The organism is Brevibacillus migulae (genome assembly GCF_004521915.1).
In the GTDB taxonomy this organism is placed as follows: Bacteria; Bacillota; Bacilli; order Brevibacillales; family Brevibacillaceae; genus Brevibacillus_F; species Brevibacillus_F migulae.
This window is the reverse complement of the sequence record NZ_SDKD01000003.1, coordinates 81423-100202: the sequence shown is the minus strand read 5'-3', so window position 1 is coordinate 100202 and position 18780 is coordinate 81423. Positions and strand designations below refer to the sequence as shown.

The following is an 18780-nucleotide window of genomic DNA, read 5'->3' as shown; positions in this document are numbered from 1 at the left end:
CTTTTCACCTTTTACTTGTGAAGAAATGAGAAAGTTATATGTATTACGTCTTATTAAACCGCAAGCTGGAGAGATATGGTAGCCCTTTCTCCTTTTCAACAGAGAAAAGGGGAAACGGCTGGCCCCACGCAGGCAGCGATATACCTGCATGAGTCAGCCCTCTCCCCTTCAAAGCACGCTTTCTTTTTAAATCACCACGATCGATAAAAGCGTAAACAACGAAAGTGGCAGGATCCGGCGGCGGCGACATCTGCGTTGCCCATGGCAAGAAGATGAGGAAGATGATGATGATGATGATGAACTGCCGGAAGAAGAGCTGGCTTCAGGCGCAATTACGGGTGGTGGTGGAACTGGGAGTGGTAACGGTGGTGGTGGCGGTGGTGGTGTAAAGCCTGGGAATCCTGGTCCTGGATTGATCGGGATCACAGGTGTTACCGGGATTACAGGCGTTACTGGAGCTACATTTGAGTATGGTGAAACGAGCGGATTTGGTGCCGTCGTGGAAAATGGCGAAACTAATGGATTCGGTGCCGTTGTCGAAAATGGTGAAACGAGTGGATTTGGACCAGGCGTCGAAAAAGGCGAACCGAGTGGATTCGGTGCCATCGTGGAAAATGGCGATACAAGCGGATTTGGCCCTGGCGTTGCAAAGGGCGAACCGAATGGATTCGGCTCGGTCATTGAGTAAGGCGAAAAGAACTGGTTCTGCGGATAGGATGGAAGTGCTGGCGGTGGCGGATAAGTTGGAAAATCCGTAATCGGCTCATAAACCGGGAACTGCGGATATACCGGATACTGCGGATATTGGGGCTGCGGGTAAGCCCGTTTTCTGCATTCGTCACAACCGCAGCCCGAAGAAGAATGATGATGTACGGGTGTGATATCCAGCACAACATCTTCTTCAATTTCCACGTACACATTGGTATCGTCTAGGCCTACAATGACACCTTCATAACTCTTCCCATCCAACGTTTTGATGCGCACATGTTCATTGGCGTATTGGCTGCAGGCTTTAATCGCTTGCTGATATACGTCCTGTAAGACGCTTGCCGATTCTGGATCGGCTTGATACACATGTTTTTGTTTTTGTTTTTGTCTCGACATTCGCTTTTCACCCCATCTACTGTTCTTTGATGTCTCATACATAACGTATGTAGGTGAATAACCAATCGCGTGGGTTTATGCCTATAAAACGATGATTCTTACCTAATTCTTTTTGAGACAAAAAAAAGCACCGTATGGACAATCCACGGTGCTTTTTCTGTGAAAAACGGTCATGACCGTTTTGTATTTACCCCATCTGTTCGCTTATCGCTTATTGCGCAGGGATGCCCCCACAAATTCACGGAACAATGGCTGAGGACGATTCGGACGGGAAGTAAACTCCGGATGGAACTGGGTTGCCAGGAACCACGGATGCTCAGGAATCTCGATGATCTCTACCAGTCGGCCGTCCGGCGATGTGCCGGAGAAACGAAGTCCCAACCCTGCCAATTGATCACGGTATACATTGTTTACTTCATAACGATGGCGGTGACGCTCATAAATCAGTGTGCTGTTATAGGCATTTTGAGCCAAGCTGCCTTCTTCTACCTTCGTTGGTCCAAGGCCGAGTCTCATGGTGCCGCCTTTGTCTTCAATGTCTTTTTGCTCAGGCAGCAAATCGATGACCGGGTACTGCGTATCTGGATTGATCTCGGAGCTGTTTGCCCCAGCCATGCCCGCTACGTGGCGAGCATACTCGATCACCGCGATTTGCATGCCCAGGCAGATGCCGAGGAACGGCACTTTTTGTTCACGCGCATAGCGGGTAGCCGTAATTTTTCCTTCGATACCACGATCTCCGAACCCGCCTGGCACCAAAATGCCATCGACATCGCCAAGCAGCTCGTGTACGTTCTCCGGAGTTACCTCTTCGGCGTTCACCCATTTGATATCGATATCGCTGTCGCTCGCATAGCCGGCATGGTACAACGCCTCTGCCACAGACAGATACGCATCATGCAGCTGCACGTATTTCCCTACGATCGCAATACGGGTAACATGATTCAGGTTTTTCACCTTGTGGACCAATTCCTTCCACTCGGTCATGTCTGCAGGCTTGCAATCGAGGCCGAAATGACGGCATACATAATCATCCAAGCCTTGTGCTTGCAGGTGCAGCGGCACTTCGTAGAGCGGATCCGCATCTGCCGCTTCGATTACCGCATTGACATCGATGTCGCAGAACAGGGCCAGCTTTTCTTTCATCTCTTGCGAAAGCGGTTGTTCCGTACGGGTCACGATGACATTTGGCTGGATACCGAGGCTGCGCAGTTCTTTTACACTGTGCTGGGTCGGCTTCGTTTTCAGCTCGCCCGCCGCCTTGATGTACGGAATCAGCGTGACGTGGATGTACATCACGTTGTTGCGGCCGATGTCGCTCTTGATTTGACGAATCGCTTCCAGGAATGGCAAGCTCTCGATATCGCCGACCGTACCGCCGATTTCCGTGATGACGATATCCGCCCCTGTTTCACTCGCAGCACGGAAAACGCGTTCCTTGATTTCATTTGTGATATGCGGGATGACTTGAACGGTCCCTCCCAAATAATCACCGCGGCGCTCTTTCGCAATGACCGCCGAATAAATTTTCCCTGTCGTCACGTTGGAGTTTGCGTTCAGATTAATATCGATAAAACGCTCGTAGTGCCCCAGGTCCAGGTCGGTTTCCGCACCGTCATCGGTGACAAATACTTCCCCATGCTGATATGGACTCATGGTCCCTGGGTCAATGTTGATGTATGGATCAAATTTTTGGATGGTGACCTTGAGTCCCCTGTTTTTGAGCAAGCGACCGAGTGAAGCAGCCGTAATCCCTTTACCCAGCGAGGATACGACCCCACCCGTTACAAAAATATACTTTGCCATCGTTAACGTCCCCTCTTTTCCCTATTCCGAATACGTTGCAAGAATAAGTGCTCCATGTATTGGGTTAAAAACGGCTCCATTAGAATGAGTGTTTAAAAAGTCCCGGGCCTTTTAAACCATCATCAAAAAAAAGAAAAAACAAAAGCGATTCCCATCCCGTCAGTAACGTAAGAGGGGGCACTTTTGTTTACTATCTTTTCATATTTATGCTTACTTCATGTGAAGCCCAAGCAGTATTTTATACTGTCTCTTCTATCCAAGTCAAGGAATTAAGAAAAACTTCGATGGAAGCCCTCTTGAAGAAGCTGTCGAGTCCTTTATTCACGGGGGTTTTCCATGCTGCATCAGGTTGATTTGTCCGTGGAGTTTATACTTTCTGATGCCGTGTGAAAAACTTGGCTCCGCCTGGTAATTGGCGGAGCCTTCATTTTCTTATGCGATCTTCCGTGAAATCTTAATCGTCTTCGTCGTCGAGTTCTTCCTCGAGTTCCTCTTCGGCCTCTTCCTCTTCTTCGTCGAACATTTCCTCTTCCTCGATCAGCTCGCTGTCTTCGTCATCCAGCTCCTCGTCGATTTCGTCAATGTCATCCGCATCGACAAACTCATCATCTTCGAATACGGCCACATCATCGTCATCATCGAAGTCGTCAACCAGTTCTTCTTCGAGCTCGTAATCGTCGTCGAAGTCGTCGTCCAAGACGATTTTCTTTTTCTTGCCGCCGCCCTCTTGGGACTCTTCCACGGCATCGGTGGAGTACCAGCGTTTCAGACCCCACGTATTTTCTCCGATGCACACAAAACGGCCATCAATATTTACTTCGGTATATACCTGAGCGATCATGCCCATTTTTTCTTCGTTAGACAGGTTGCGAAGCACGGAAATCTCATCCATCAATTCGCGAAAATTATAAGGGCGTTTGGTTTCAACGAGAATCTCATAGGCGATGTCAACCAATGCCATCTCTGATAACTTTTCCGCTTCGATATGGGAAAGTAATTGGCTCACTGGGGCACGTCCTTTCACAACAATAAATTGGCTATTTTACAGTATTCCTTATTTTAGCCTAAAATGCAAGGATTGAGAACCGCCCCAGGAAGAAAAAGACTACTCGCTCCGCACCATGCGGACAACCTCATAATTTCCTTTCTTGTTGGCCACCACCAGTACGATCTCCTTCAATGCCTTCTTGCTTGCAAAGGTTGCCTCGATCGCCTCATCCTCGATTCGAATCGACACTAATTTGTTATCAAGGAGATAATAGGCCGCTTTAATATCTGAAGAAACCGGACTTTCCAAATTATACTGATAGCCGCTGGAGGTCTCCGTTTCTTCTACGGTAACCGCATCATCATCAATCAAATCGACTTCGACAGGGATGGTTACCTTTTGCTTCTCGCCTTTTTTGGTTGCAGCCGTAATCTCGATTTCTTCAATCGGATAGCTGCCGGCTTTCACGCTTTTGCTGAGTGAAAATCCGGACTTGCTCACTTTGGCCGTTGCGTTTTTGATGCCAGGCGCATTCACCTTTACCGAATTGACGCTGGAATCGACTTTCCCTTTTACCGCCAGTTTAATCGAATCTTTGGACAAGGTTGCGGTTGCTTCCACATTGGTTGCGTCGATCAGCGCCGGTGTAATTTCGCCACTGGATGCCAGCGCGAATGGCTGCGGGCCTTTCGGAACGTTAAAGCCCGTCACCGAGATGGTATACGTGCCTTCTTCCGGATGAGGAAGGTAGACCTGTTCGACGTTGTTCAGATTGTCTCTTTCATCATCAGAATCCCCGCTAAAGTCATTTCCGTTGAATACTTCTCCGCTTGGTGTGGTCACCACGAGATCCAAGTCATTGACCAATGCCCGGGAGGCAAAAAGGGATGCAGGATAGTCTGTCCAAACCAAGGTCACATTAAAAGGATCGTTGTCGATTTTCACTTCTACTTCGTAGGTAAGCGTATCATCCGTTTGAATGCCCGTTTGCTGATCGACATAGGTGGCATCGATCGAATTCGGGAGATTTACGCGACCGAAGCCCATGCGGTACACGCTGTCCCCGAGATCCTCAGCGCCTGCAATCAGCAAAGCCTTGATCAAGGCACCGCTTGGAGTGGATGTGCCATTTTCCTGGAGATACTGGCGGATCTGCGCTACGCCACCTGCGGTAATCGGTGTCGCCATGCTGGTGCCGCTCAACAGGCCATAGGCACCGGAAATATCTTCGTAGTCATTGCTGTATGCAGAACGGGTAGAGAAAATCGAAGTCCCAGGCGCTACAATATCCGGCTTGATCCGTCCGTCACTGGTTGGACCGCGGGAGCTGAATGCGGCCACCTGGTATTCGTCGTCTGAATCCGCTCCATACAATGGGCGGTAGCTTTCCGACGCGCCAACTGCTACCGCATTTTTGGATGTGGCGGGAGTAGCGACCGTATAGAACTCATCGGAATATTCCAGCGCTTCATTTCCGGCAGCTACGAGGGATATGGCATCCGGATGCTCCCAGAGGAAAATGTCCGCCTGCTGCGAATCATAGGTATAGTCCGCATAATCATAACTGCCGATCGACATAGAATGGATGCGGGCGCCTTTCTTATATGCATCCGTCCATACCTTGTTGTAGTCGAAGTTGAGAATATTGCCTTCTCCATCGTCAACCGTGTATACGACAGCCTTTGCGCCAGGGGCCATTCCTTTTACCTTCCCATTTGACAGGGTACCTTTCCCGACGATTGAGCCCAACACATGGGTACCGTGTCCGATAAAATCTCTTGCGTCCGGCCCCACTTGAATCAATTTGCTTACTTGTCCCCGGAGGTCTGCATGCATCGTACTCGTGTCACCGGTGTCCAATCCGGTATCTACCACACTGACAATCTGCTGCTTTCCGTCATACTTCGTTTTTTGCAGCTTATCACTGCCGATAATTTGACTCGCGACATCATTCATCACTTTTTTCTTCGAAACAGGAGCAACGTATACGACATCATCAGACTGAAGCAGATCCTCGAGCTTGTCACGATCAATCTCTACATTTGCCTGGTTGCGAGCTTGCGACGCTCGAATGGTTCCACCCGCTTTTTGGACAGCACGTGCCACTTCGGTCTGCGGATCGAAGCTTTCCACGTAAACCTCCAGCTTCTCTTCCTTCTCAATCGCTTTGGCGAGATCTGGATGTACCTTATAAACGGGCTTATACTCAGCTACTTGTTTGACAAAAGACATTTTTTCCAGTTTATCGACGGTTGCCTGTTGATCGGGAAGCTTGGCGATGTATGTATAGTCTGGCAAATACCATCCCAGAGAAACATCAAGGTCCTCCACTTGCTCTTTCCATTCTTCCTGAATGGGCCCAGCAAAACGAATCATGAACAAATTCGTATCGTTTTTCGCATTGCTCAGGGCCTTGATCCGAAATTCCTTGCTGCTTTTGGGGATCGGATTGGTCACTTTCACGTGATTGTCAAATTCCATCTCCCTGCCGTTTTTCGATTTAGCGTCCACGGGAAGGGCATTGAATACCAATAGACCCGCGATGCTCGATGATAGGATGGCTTGCCATTTGCGCATTTCATTTCCCCACGATCTTCTATAAAATTTTGGTAAAAATATCCTCAAATGGCATTCGGTGAATCCCCACAATATTCCTCCTTGTTTCGACAAAAAATATAGTGAATCGGCATTTTTTTGTCCCAATTAAAAAACTTCCATAGAAGCCCTCTCGAAGCGGTTGTCGAGTCCTTCTTTAGAGGAAGTTTTTCATGCTGTATCAAGTTGATTCGTCTTGAAGTTTATACTTTCTGAAACAGTAAAAAAGACCGCCCATTTCGTGTCGATGGACGGCCATTGTCTTTTTACATATTGCGGCGGTACTGTCCGCCTACTTCATACAGCGCTGCGCTGATTTGACCCAAGGAAGCCACCTTGACCGTCTCCATCAGCTCTTCGAAAATATTGCCGCCGGATACTGCCACCTCTTGCAGACGTTTCAGAGCCGCAGGAGCAAGGTGTTTGTTGCGCTCCTGGAAGGCACGCAGATTTTGGATCTGCTGCTCCTTCTCCTCCTCTGTAGCGCGTGCCAGCTCGATCTCGTAGTCCTCCTCCGAGGCGTTCGGATTAATGAACGTGTTCACACCGATGATCGGCAGTTCCCCGGTATGCTTTTTCATCTCGTAATGCATGGATTCATCCTGGATCTTGCCGCGCTGGTATTGCGTCTCCATGGAGCCCAGCACACCGCCGCGCGAATTGAGACGTTCGAATTCCTGCAAGACTGCTTCCTCAACCAGATCGGTCAGCTCTTCAATGATAAAGGAGCCCTGCAGCGGATTTTCGTTCTTTGCCAGACCCATCTCTTTGTTGATGATCATCTGGATCGCCATGGCACGGCGCACCGAGTTTTCCGTCGGGGTCGTGATCGCCTCGTCGTAGGCATTGGTGTGCAGCGAGTTGCAGTTGTCGTAGATGGCGATCAATGCCTGCAAGGTCGTGCGGATATCATTGAAATCCATCTCCTGCGCATGCAGAGAGCGTCCTGACGTCTGGATATGGTATTTCAGCTTTTGGCTGCGCTCATTGCCACCGTACTTGTTCTTCATCGTGGTAGCCCAGATGCGTCTTGCCACACGGCCGATCACGTTATACTCCGGATCGAGGCCGTTGGAGAAGAAGAAGGACAGGTTCGGTGCAAAATCATCGATATGCATGCCGCGGCTCAGGTAATATTCCACATACGTAAAGCCATTGGCCAAGGTAAACGCCAACTGGGTAATCGGATTCGCCCCAGCTTCGGCGATATGGTAGCCGGAGATGGAGACGGAGTAGTAGTTGCGTACCTTATGGTCGATAAAGTACTGCTGAATATCCCCCATCATCCGCAGGGCAAACTCGGTGGAGAAGATGCATGTGTTTTGCCCTTGATCCTCTTTCAAAATATCCGCCTGCACGGTTCCACGCACAGTGGACAGCGTGTACGCCTTGATTTGCTCATATTCCTCTGCAGACGGTTGGCGACCTTCCCGCTCCACGAATTTTTCCACCTGCTGCTCGATTGCCGCATTCATGTACATGGCCAGGATCATTGGAGCTGGTCCGTTGATCGTCATGGATACGGAGGTCGATGGCGCACACAGATCAAAGCCGGCATACAGCTTTTTCATGTCGTCGAGGGTACAGATGCTGACACCGCTGGTCCCGATTTTCCCGTAAATATCGGGGCGATAGTCTGGATCTTCCCCGTAGAGGGTAACCGAGTCAAACGCTGTGCTCAAGCGCTTCGCTTCGTCGTTTTGCGAGAGGAAATGGAAACGGCGGTTGGTGCGCTCCGGTGTACCTTCCCCTGCGAACTGGCGCTTTGGATCTTCCCCTTCCCGCTTGAATGGGAAAACACCGGCTGTATAAGGGAACTCCCCTGGCACGTTTTCCTTGAGCGACCATTTCAAGATCTCGCCCCAGTCGGCAAAATCAGGGACGGCCACCTTCGGAATGCGCGTACCGGACAGCGACTCGGTAAACAGCTTGGTGACGATTTCCTTGTCTCTTATCTTGGTGACAAATTGATCCTTGCGATACGCTTCCTTGAGCGCCGGCCAGTTCTCTAAAATACGCTTGCACTCGGGGTGGAGCTTGCTTTCAAAATGCGCGATCTGACGCTCCAGTACCGCCACCACTTCCGCTGCCATCTCGTCGCCGGAAGCCAATACGGCTTCTTTTGCGCCATGCAGTTGAAACAGCTTGCGGGCGATAGCCGATTGCTCTTCCGTATACTTGCGGTAATCGCGCACCGTATTGGCGATCTCCTGCAGGTAGCTGCCACGCTCAGCAGGGATCAGCGATTTCTTGTGGACGTTCACCGGAGTCGCATCGAGACCATCCAGCGGCCAATCCGCCCCCGCCTTCTGAACAATCGCTCGGCAAAGCGCCGCAAAAAGAACATTGGTCCCCGGATCATTGAATTGACTTGCGATCGTGCCGTATACCGGGATTTGCTCATCCGGTAGCTCGAACAGGTTATGGTTGCGGCGATATTGCTTGCGAACCTCGCGCAGCGCATCCTCGGAGCCTTTGCGTTCAAATTTATTGATCGCCACCAAATCGGCGAAATCCAGCATATCGATTTTTTCCAGCTGGGACGGCGCACCGAATTCGCTGGTCATCACATACATGGACACATCGCAAATCTCGGCAATCTGGGCATCCCCTTGGCCGATCCCGCTCGTCTCCACGATGATCAGATCGAAGCCGGCAGCTCTCGTGACCTTGAGTGCATCCTGCACGGCAGCGGAAAGCTCAGAGCCCGACTTGCGGGTAGCCAAACTTCGCATATAGACGCGCGGCGTATTGTTGGCATTCATGCGAATCCGGTCGCCCAAAAGCGCCCCTCCGGTTTTTTGCTTGGAAGGGTCGATCGACAGGATCGCAACTGTTTTATTCTTGTAAGTATTCAGGAAACGTCGAACAAGCTCATCGGTCAACGAGCTTTTTCCCGCACCGCCTGTACCTGTTATCCCCAACACCGGAACCTTTGGTGCTTCCGGCAATTGCTGCTCCAATGGGGCAAACAGTTCCGGCTTATTCACCGCATACTCGGCGACGGTAATCAGTCTGGCGATTGCCTGATGGTTTTGCTCGCGCAGCTCCTCTACTTCCCGCTCGATCTGTTTGACGGTCGGAAAATCCGTCTTGCGCAGCATATCGTTGATCATGCCTTGCAGACCCAAGCGACGGCCATCGTCAGGCGAGTAAATTTTGCATACGCCATATTCCTCGAGCTCCCGAATCTCTCGCGGTACAATTACGCCGCCGCCACCGCCAAACACGCGGATGTGGCCAGCCCCCCGCTCTCTCAAGAGGTCGATCATGTATTTGAAATATTCAACATGTCCACCTTGGTAGGAGCTGATCGCTATCCCTTGCACGTCCTCCTGAATCGCAGCGGTCACCACTTCATCGACAGAGCGATTGTGCCCCAGATGGATCACCTCGGCTCCCGACGATTGCAGGATGCGACGCATGATATTAATCGATGCATCATGGCCATCATAGAGACTGGCAGCGGTTACAAAACGAATTTTATGGGTAGGATGATACACTTGCGTTTCCATTTCAGGTACGTACCTCCTTTATTCGATGGCCCACCCGACGAGCACTTTGCGGTCGTCAGGCGGGCTCCCCATCTCCTTAGCCAATACTGATCTCTTTTAATAACAGGGCAATCTGTTTTTCGATGTATTCTTCCAGTGTGTAATGCTTTTTCAATGCCCAGCGGCGGAACACCCACATCTCGCCTAACACCATGATATTATCCGCCATCAGCTTTACATGCTTCTCATCCAGCTGGATCGAACCGTCCTCGATGCCCCTACGCAGGATTTCCCCGAAAATCTCGGAGATTTCTTCTTCCCGGCGCAGCACATAGCGCAGCGCTTCTTTCGGCAGCGATTTGGTCTCTTGATAGATCAAAAGCACACGGTCGCTCATCTGATCCATCACGCGGAAAAAGCTCTTCAGCGCCAACTTCATGATTTTCAGCCCTGTGCCGTTAAACGTGATTGCCTCGCGCAGACGCGATTCCACCTCAGCATGGATCGCATCACAGACCAGATAGAGCACATCTTCCTTGGACTCGATATACTCGTAGAGCGTACCGATGCTGAATCCGGACGCTCTCGCTATTTCTCGTGTCGTCGTTTTGTGAAAGCCTTTATGAATGAAAAGATCCACTGCCGCCTCGACGATTTGTTCACGCCGCTTTTCGATCAGCTTTGGGTCTTTTACCAGTGAAGGTATCGATTTGCGTTTGTCCTGCATGTGTAAAGCCACCTTTCCCCGACTGAGCGTTTGGTCAGGAACCAAATGAAAACCAAGATAGTCGCGCTCTTTTTCCTATCATTATACGCTGATGGGAAAGACGCGACAATCTTAATTTCCATCCAATGTTCAAGGTGTATGCGGGAAGAACAGCCGGATCATTTCTGCCGCCGCTGAATAAGGATCGCGTGTCCCTTGAGCTACCTCGGACATGGCCGCAGCGTAACCACCCTTTTCCAGCTTCTCTTCCATGTGCCGAAAAAGCTGGTCATGGACAATCTCGAGGACCTCGCCCTGCAAATGCTTGGACCGCCGCGCCTGGCCTTCTCCGCTGTTCTCGAGATGGCTTTGATGCTCGCACACAGCTGACCAAAGCTGCTCCAGACCTTGATTTTGCGTGGAGATCGTCCGTATGATCGGAGGTCGCCAAGCGGCATCGTGCTTGACGAGATCCAGCATCTGCTCTACCTCAATCTGCAGCTTCTCCACGCCAGGCAGATCCGCCTTGTTGATCACAAACATATCGGCAATTTCCATGATCCCCGCTTTAAACGCCTGCACCGAATCACCTGCGCCCGGATTCAGCACGACCGCGATCGTATCCGCGATATGCATGACATCGAGCTCGGACTGTCCGACGCCAACCGTCTCGATCAGCACGACATCACAGCCGTACGCATCAAGGACCCGCACCGCATCGCGGGTATTGCGCGACAGTCCACCCAGACTGCCTCGCGTCCCCATGCTGCGGATAAAGACCCCGCGATCCAGGGCATGACTCTGCATCCGCACCCGGTCTCCCAGGATCGCTCCTCCCGTAAACGGGCTGGTCGGGTCAACCGCCACGACACCGATCTTCAATCCTTGGGAACGCAGATACCCAATCAGATTGTCGACCAGCGAGCTTTTACCAGCACCCGGCGATCCCGTAATCCCGATGAGCTTCGCCTTTCCCGTATGGGGAAAAAGCTCCTGCAAGATCTGGGACCGCTCCGGATAATCGTTTTCGATGATGGTGATCGCGCGGGCAGCTCCCCGCACATCTCCCGCCAAAATTCGCTTTGTCAGTTCATGCATGGCTACGCCCCATTTTTATTCCTTCAGCAGATAGTTGCTGATCACGACACGTTGAATTTCGTTTGTGCCCTCATAGATTTGCGTGATTTTCGCGTCGCGCATAAAGCGCTCGACCGGATACTCACGCGTATAACCGTAACCGCCAAATACTTGCACCGCTTCCGTGGTGACTTCCATCGCGATATCCCCGGCAAATACCTTGGACATGGCGGAAGCTTTTCCGTATGGCAATCCTTGATCCTCCAGCCATGCTGCCTGATAAGTCAATAAGCGTGCTGCTTCGATCTTGGTCGCCATATCGGCCAGCTTGAACTGGATCGCTTGCAGTGAAGAGATCGGCTTGCCGAACTGGACACGCTCTTTCGCATAGTTGGTCGCATGTTCAAAGGCGCCTTGCGCGATTCCCAATGCTTGCGCCGCAATGCCGTTGCGCCCGCCGTCCAATGTCATCATGGCGATCTTGAAGCCTTGTCCTTCCTCGCCCAGCAGGTTTTCCTTCGGTACGCGGACATCCTCAAAGTTCACTGCCAACGTTGGCGAAGAACGAATCCCCAATTTCTTTTCCTTTTTCCCCATCGTAAATCCTTCCATACCCTTCTCGACGATAAAGGCGCTGATGCCTTTGTGCTTGAGGGCAGGATCGGTAACTGCAAAGACGATGTAGATTTCGGCTTCACCCGCATTGGTGATGAAAATCTTGCTGCCGTTCAAAATGTAGTGGTCGCCATCTTTTACAGCGGTCGTGCGCATTCCTGCCGAGTCAGAGCCTGAGCCCGGTTCTGTCAGGCAGTAGGCGCCCATTTTTTTGCCTTCCGCCAGCGGACGGAGGAATTTTTGCTTTTGTTCTTCCGAGCCGAATTTATATAGCGGCCAGCTTGCCAGCGACACGTGGGCCGAAAGCGTCACACCAATCGAGGAATCCACGCGGGACAGTTCTTCCACCGCGATCACGTAGCTCAAGTAGTCGGCACCTGCTCCGCCGTATTTTTCAGGCCATGGAATGCCTGTCAGGCCAAGCTCCGCCATCTTGTTGAAAATGGACCGGTCAAAACGCTCTTCCTCATCCCGTTCTGCAGCGGTCGGCGCTACTTCGGTCTCTGCAAACTCGCGTATCATTTTGCGCAGCATATCCTGTTCTTCATTCAGCAAGAAATCCATCCAACCCACTCCTCCTCTTTGATCAAAGGTTCTATCAGCTAAGCAGATGCTTGGCGATCACAATTTGTTGAATCTGATTGGTGCCTTCGTAGATTTGCGTGACTTTGGCATCGCGGAACAGCCGCTCTACGGGATACTCGCGGGTATAGCCGTAGCCGCCGTAGATTTGCACGGCTTCCGTCGCTACCTTCATCGCGGTATCCGATGCAAAGCGCTTCGCCATCGCGGCTTCTTTCCCGCAAGGCAGGCCTTTGCTGCGCAAAAAGGCTGCGCGATACACGAGAAGACGAGCCGCCTCCACCGCTGTCGCCATATCCGCCAGCTTGAAGGCAACACCCTGTTGGCTGCCGATCGGCTTGCCAAACTGCTGTCGTTCTTTCGCGTAAGCGGTTGCATATTCGACCGCCGCATCGGCAATGCCTAACGCTTGGGCAGCAATACCGATACGCCCGACATCGAGGTTGGCCAGCGCGATTTTATAGCCGTCGCCTTCCTCACCGAGCAGATTCGCAGCCGGGACACGCGCGTTTTCAAAAATCAACTCCGCCGTGTTGGAGCCGTGCATGCCCATTTTCTTTTCAATTTTTCCGAACGAGAAACCTGGTGTTCCTTTTTCGACGATGAACGCCGAAATTCCTTTTGTTCCCTGTGTCGGGTCTGTTACGGCAAAGGTGATGTAGACGTCAGCTGCGATGCTGTTCGTAATAAACACCTTGTTGCCATTGAGGATATACTCATCGCCCTGGCGGACAGCGGTGGTGCGGATACGCGCAGCATCCGATCCGGCATTCGGCTCTGTCAGCGCAAATGCCCCCAGATATTCGCCCTTCGCCAGCTTGGTTACATATTTTTGTTTTTGCTCGTCAGAACCAAAATAGAGAATCGGGTTGGTCCCGACAGAGGTATGGACGGATAAAATCACACCCACCGTCGCACTTACCTTTGATAGCTCGTGAATGGCGAGGATATACGTGAGAAAGTCTGCACCTGCGCCGCCCCACTTCTCCGGGACCGGAATCCCCATCAAGCCTGTTTCCCCCAGCTTTTTCACGATCTGCAGCGGAAACTCATCCTTTTCTTCCATCACCGGAATGAATGGCGTGATTTCCTTTTGGGCAAAATCACGAACCATCTTGCGCATCATCTCTTGTTCTTCCGTCAATCGGAGATCCATGATGATATCCTACCTTTCTGCTATTCTACCGACTGATGACCGTATCCCTTGCTGCGGTGCCTACCGATGTCGGCATTCGTTTTCTATTGATAGACGTAAAACCCTCGTCCTGATTTCTTCCCAAGCCAGCCGGCCTTCACATATTTACGCAAAAGCGGGCAGGGGCGATACTTCGAGTCGCCGAAGCCTTCATACAGCACTTCCATGATGTAGAGGCAGGTGTCCAACCCGATGAAATCCGCCAGCGTCAACGGACCCATCGGATGATTCATGCCCAGCTTCATCACTTCATCGATCGCTTCTGGAGTGGCAACCCCCTCATACACACAGTAGATTGCCTCATTGATCATCGGCATCAGTACCCGATTGGAGACGAAGCCCGGGAAGTCGTTTACGCTAACCGGCACCTTGCCCATTTGCTTCGACAAATCCTCGACCACCTGGTACACCTCATCCGCTGTTTGCAATCCGCGGATCACTTCGACCAGCTTCATGACCGGAACCGGGTTCATGAAATGCATGCCAATCACTTTCTCCGGGCGCTTTGTCACCGCCGCGATTTCTGTAATGGGCAATGAAGAAGTATTGCTCGCCAGAATCGTATGCGGCGGGCACACCTCATCAAGCTTTTGGAAAATCGTCGTTTTCACTGCCATGTTTTCCGTAACGGCTTCCACAACAAAATCAGCAGCACTGCCATCTGCCAGATCCACGGAAGGGCGAATACGGGAGAGAATCGCCTGCTTCTCATCCTCGGTCAGTTTGCCCTTTTCCACATTGCGGGACAGATTTTTCGTGATCGTCTGCAGGCCGCGATCAACAAATTCCTGCTTAATGTCATTGAGGATCACCTGCAGGCCAGCTTGTGCGGCAACCTGCGCGATGCCGCTTCCCATTTGGCCGGCACCGACTACCATAAATGTTTGCACTTTCATCTCACACGCGCTCCCTTCACGTACCATCTATTTCTCGCTCCTCCTGTCGTTGGAGGAATTATTCCACTTTTAACAAGATTGCGTCTCCCTGTGCGGCACCGCTGCAGATCGCCGCGATACCGAGTCCACCGCCGCGACGACGAAGCTCATACACCAAGTGCATGATGATCCTTGCTCCACTCGCGCCGATCGGGTGTCCGAGCGCGATCGCCCCACCGTTCACATTGACTTTTTCCGCATCCCAGCCTACGATGTTGCCGCTGGTCAAGGTCACCGCCGCAAACGCCTCGTTCACCTCAAACAGGTCGATCTCTTCCAGCTTAACGCCTGTTTTTTGCAGCAGCTTCTGGATCGCAAGGCCGGGGGTTGTCGCGATGTAAGGAGCTTCGGCGCCAACCTGCGCATGACCCAAAATGGTAGCGAGCGGCTTGATGCCCAGCTCGTCGGCCTTGCTGTCCGACATTAGCACCATTGCAGCTGCGCCGTCATTGATCCCCGGTGCATTGCCTGCTGTAATCGTTCCGTCCTTTTTATAGACAGGCGGGAGCTTCGCCAATACTTCCAAAGTGGTATCTGCTCGCGGCGCTTCATCGCGTGCAACGAGTACAGGCTCCCCTTTTTTCTGCGGAATCGGGACCGGTACGATCTCTTCATCAAAAATGCCGTTCGCGACCGCTTGCGACGCACGCATTTGACTACGGTAAGCCCACTCATCCTGCGCTTCCCGGGTGATGCCATACTCCTCCGCGACATTGCTGCCGTGAATCGCCATCGGCACCTGATCAAAAGGACAGGTCAATCCGTCGTACATCATCAGATCCTTTACCGTTTGATCCCCCATCCGATAGCCATAGCGGGCATTCGGCAACGCGTACGGCGCATTGCTCATGCTTTCCATGCCGCCTGCCACGATGACGGAAGCATCGCCTGCGCGAATGATCTGATCCCCCAAAGTGACTGCCTTCATCCCGGAAGCGCAAACTTTGTTGATCGTCTGACTCGGAATATCCCATGGCAATCCAGCTTTGCGGGCTGCTTGACGGGACGGGATCTGGCCTGCCCCCGCCTGTACGACCATCCCCATGATGACCTCGTCTACCTGCTCGCCGCTGACGCCCGCGCGTGTAAGCGCTTCCCGAATTACGATGCCGCCGAGATCCACCGCAGGCACATCCTTCAGTGCGCCGGCAAACTTGCCAAAGGGTGTCCGCGCCGCTCCTACAATCACCGTCTTCATGCTTATCACTCCTGTTTTTGGAAGGTGGTGTTCGCTTGCTATATGCAATTCAGTCAACTGCGGATTTCTGTCGATTGAGCGATCGCTCAGTTTTTTCAATACCTTCATTTTGCTTCTTTTCCTCTGATTCGTCAATGGTATTTCGAGTGTTGAAAAAAGTCGTACTACTTACCGGTAGCACGACTTTTTCCCCATATTAGATAGCGTCTGCCAAAATTTCTGCAACGTCTTTTGTCTTCACTTGATCTTCGGCTTCTTTCATTTTCACGCCGTCATTCATCATGGTCAGGCAGTAAGGGCATGCGCTGGCAATCGCGGTCGGATTCACCTCAAGCGCTTGCTCGGTGCGGGCTACGTTGACACGTGTGCCCTCATGCTCTTCCATCCACATCAAGCCGCCGCCGGCACCGCAGCACATGCTGTCGCAGCCGCTGCGCTTCATTTCCACGATCTCCACACCCGGGATCTCTTGGAGGATCTGGCGCGGCATATCGTAAATCTCGTTGTAACGGCCCAGATAGCAAGAATCGTGGTAGGTGATGCGTTCTTTGACTTCCTTCGTCGGCTTCAATCGTCCCTCTTTCACCCACTGCGCCAAAAGCTCCGAGTGGTGATAGACTTCCGCTTCCAGACCGAACTCCGGATACTCGTTTTTGAACGTATTGAACGCGTGTGGGTCACAAGTCACGATTTTCTTCACATTGTATGCTTTGAAAATCTCGATGTTCTCTTGTGCCAGCTGTTGGAACAAAAACTCATTCCCGATCCGGCGCGCGGTGTCTCCGGAGTTTTTCTCCTCATTGCCCAGAATCGCAAACTTGATGCCCGCTTCGTGCATCAGCTTGACGAAAGCATGGGTGATCTTCTGGCTGCGGTTATCAAAGGAACCCATCGAGCCGACCCAGAAGAGATATTCGAATTCTTCCGTATTTTGCACGGTTGGCACCTCGTATTGGCCGTTCAGCCCTTCAATCCACTTCGTACGGTCTTTGCGGTTGATCCCCCAAGGGTTGCCTTGGCGCTCTACATTGTTCAGGGCGCGCTGCGCTTCCGCTGGCATGCTGCCTTCTGTCATGACCAGGTAACGGCGCATGTCGATGATTTTTTCCACATGCTCGTTCATCACCGGGCATTGGTCTTCACAGTTGCGGCAGGTCGTACAAGCCCACAGCTCCTGTTCGGTAATGACATCGCCGATCAGGTTTTTATCGTACACAGCGGTTGCGGTTGCACCTTCCGCCGCTGCAGCCACTTCAGAAGATTGCATGGCCAGTTGGTTCGCGGTCGCTCCCGAGAAAGCAAAGCCAGGCATCCACGGTGTGCGGGATGTGACGACTGCTCCCTTTTCGGTCAAGTGATCGCGCATTTTCACGATCAGATCCATCGGGGAGAGCATCTTTCCGGTGCCCGATGCCGGACACATATTGGTACAGCGGCCGCACTCCACACAGGCGTACAGGTCGATCAACTGTGTTTGCGTGAAATCCTCAATCTTGCCAACCCCGAACACTTCCTGGGTCTCGTCCTCAAAGTTGATGGAAGACAATTTGCCAGGCGGGTCCAGCTTTTTGAACCATACGTTGAATGGAGCGAAAATCAAGTGCGCGTGCTTGGACTGCGGCACATAGACCATAAAGGTCAGCAGAATCAGCAGATGCATCCACCAGAACACATAGAACAATGCTGCCGCTGCCGTCGTACCGATACCGGAAAAGACTGCCGCGATCAAAGACGAGATCGGCGCGAATACAGATCCTTCGTGTCCCAGCCAGATTTGCTCAAATGCGAGTGAGAAGAGCACCGAAGCCATCAAGGTGGAGATGAAGATCAGCACCAGCCCGGCTTTCAAACCGCGTTTCAGACGTTTCAGCTTCTCGATATAGCGGCGGTAGAACGCATAGCCGACTGCCGCGAGAATCAGGAACGTGAAGAACTCCTGCATCAGGCTAAAATATTTGTGTGCGCTTCCAAAAGGAAGTTCAAAGCCTTTTACGAGTCCTTTGATGATCAATTCAACCGCACCAAATTGCAAAATGATGAAGCCGTAGAACATCACGACGTGCATCCAGCCGCTCTTCTTATCCTTCAAGAGCTTCTTCTGCAGGATCACGTTTTCGATAACCAGATTCAGGCGCGTGCTGAAGTCGTCTTTCACCTCTGGTTTTTTGCCGAGCTTTATGAACAGATATCGGCTGTAGACCACGTGGGCGAACAAATACAACCCGTAGGCCAGCACCAAAAAGAAGGCGATCAGATTGACGAATGATAGCATCGGGTGCTCAACTCCTTTTTCTATACCTTATCTTGTTTCCTATCTTAGCAGAACCGAAAGAAAAAATGAATGATTATTCATTCAAAGATTTCAAATTCATCAAAACTGCAGGCTTGCCAAGCATTTTACCAATATCACCCCAAGTAGACTGAGCGTTCGTTCAGATTACATTCGTCATGGATGACTGTTTTCCCTTCGACTATACACAATTTT

The 18780-nt window shown here is 51.6% G+C and carries 12 protein-coding genes; 1 reads left to right on the top strand and 11 read right to left on the bottom strand.

Annotated elements, in window-relative coordinates; all coding sequences use genetic code 11:
• The first annotated feature begins 412 nt into the window (after positions 1-412).
• Complete coding sequence (locus tag EIZ37_RS04580; protein ID WP_134683392.1) at positions 413-688, top strand: hypothetical protein; 276 nt, start codon at positions 413-415, stop codon at positions 686-688.
• 620 nt (positions 689-1308) lie between these two features.
• Here the strand turns inward: EIZ37_RS04580 and EIZ37_RS04575 are convergent.
• From EIZ37_RS04575 to EIZ37_RS04525, 11 genes are all read right to left on the bottom strand, one after another.
• Positions 1309-2910, bottom strand: coding sequence for a CTP synthase (locus EIZ37_RS04575; protein ID WP_134683391.1), 1602 nt, complete (start codon positions 2908-2910; stop codon positions 1309-1311).
• Positions 2911-3364: 454 nt separating this feature from the next.
• Entirely contained in the window at positions 3365-3916 is a 552-nt protein-coding gene (rpoE, locus tag EIZ37_RS04570; RefSeq protein ID WP_134683390.1) for a DNA-directed RNA polymerase subunit delta, read from the bottom strand.
• Between the two features lie 99 nt (positions 3917-4015).
• A complete protein-coding gene (locus EIZ37_RS04565; protein ID WP_134683389.1) occupies positions 4016-6475 on the bottom strand; it encodes a S8 family serine peptidase in 2460 nt (819 codons plus the stop codon).
• A gap of 284 nt (positions 6476-6759) precedes the next feature.
• Positions 6760-10008: a fused isobutyryl-CoA mutase/GTPase IcmF gene (icmF, locus tag EIZ37_RS04560; protein ID WP_134683388.1), complete on the bottom strand. Its 3249-nt coding sequence runs from the start codon at positions 10006-10008 to the stop codon at positions 6760-6762.
• A 76-nt stretch (positions 10009-10084) separates the two neighbouring features.
• A complete protein-coding gene (locus tag EIZ37_RS04555) occupies positions 10085-10714 on the bottom strand; it encodes a TetR/AcrR family transcriptional regulator (protein WP_134683387.1) in 630 nt (209 codons plus the stop codon).
• 129 nt (positions 10715-10843) lie between these two features.
• Positions 10844-11791 (bottom strand): methylmalonyl Co-A mutase-associated GTPase MeaB, encoded by a 948-nt coding sequence (gene meaB, locus EIZ37_RS04550; protein WP_134683386.1) that lies wholly within the window; start codon positions 11789-11791, stop codon positions 10844-10846.
• Positions 11792-11806: 15 nt separating this feature from the next.
• Positions 11807-12949, bottom strand: a complete 1143-nt coding sequence (locus EIZ37_RS04545) for an acyl-CoA dehydrogenase (RefSeq protein WP_134683385.1) — start codon at positions 12947-12949, stop codon at positions 11807-11809.
• A gap of 34 nt (positions 12950-12983) precedes the next feature.
• Positions 12984-14123 (bottom strand): acyl-CoA dehydrogenase, encoded by a 1140-nt coding sequence (locus tag EIZ37_RS04540; protein WP_134683384.1) that lies wholly within the window; start codon positions 14121-14123, stop codon positions 12984-12986.
• An 83-nt stretch (positions 14124-14206) separates the two neighbouring features.
• Entirely contained in the window at positions 14207-15058 is an 852-nt protein-coding gene (locus EIZ37_RS04535) for a 3-hydroxybutyryl-CoA dehydrogenase (protein ID WP_134683383.1), read from the bottom strand.
• A 58-nt stretch (positions 15059-15116) separates the two neighbouring features.
• Positions 15117-16295, bottom strand: coding sequence for an acetyl-CoA C-acetyltransferase (locus EIZ37_RS04530; RefSeq protein WP_134683382.1), 1179 nt, complete (start codon positions 16293-16295; stop codon positions 15117-15119).
• Positions 16296-16491: 196 nt separating this feature from the next.
• Positions 16492-18567, bottom strand: coding sequence for a (Fe-S)-binding protein (locus EIZ37_RS04525; protein ID WP_134683381.1), 2076 nt, complete (start codon positions 18565-18567; stop codon positions 16492-16494).
• Between the last annotated feature and the right edge of the window lie 213 nt (positions 18568-18780).